The sequence below is a fragment of the Bradyrhizobium sp. Ses1 genome, assembly GCF_059512365.1.
The window spans coordinates 1-567 of sequence record NZ_JCAMOQ010000205.1; the positions used below are offsets into that span (position 1 = coordinate 1).

Annotated in this window: 1 protein-coding gene; it reads right to left on the reverse strand. The window is 63.1% G+C overall.

Annotated elements, in window-relative coordinates:
- Positions 1–362, reverse strand: a 362-nt coding sequence (locus AC5ZG5_RS46385) for a helix-turn-helix domain-containing protein (RefSeq protein WP_496165590.1), incomplete at its 3' end; no start/stop codon positions are given.
- Positions 363–567 lie beyond the last annotated feature (205 nt).

Here is a 567-nt window from a genome sequence, read left to right on the forward strand (position 1 = left end):
TCCCAGTTGCGGAACAAGTCACAAAAACGGCTATACCGGTACCCGTCCGGATGGTCCGCAATGTACTCGTCCCACAGCACCTGCAAGGTCACGTGCTTGCGCTTGAGCTCGCGGGCAACAACGGACCAGTCAGGCTCGGCCACCTTGCGGCGACCCGGCTTCACGCCGGGCACCCCGTACAGCAGCTGCTCCAGCTCGGCGTCGCTTATCGCTTCCGGGACGGGCCACGCCAGACCCGCGCGCGCAAACCGCTTCAGCGTGTCACGTACCGTCGTCGGCCCGACGCCGACACGCTCGCCAACCACGCGCGTCGAGAGCCCAGCCTCAAGGCTCAACCTCACAATCTCGCGCACCTGGCGCATGATAACCCTCCTCGTCGGCATCCAATTCTCCAAGCTGTTTCCAGCCGGAGAAATGGCCCAACGATCAGGCCTCACACCATCCGAAACTGCGCGCGATCAAATCGGAATCCTGCGCGGAGAATGCTCGGAATGCTGCGCGCGATCATTTCGGAACCCTGCGCGCCATCAACTCGGTACGGTGCGCACCATCATCTCGGAATCCGCA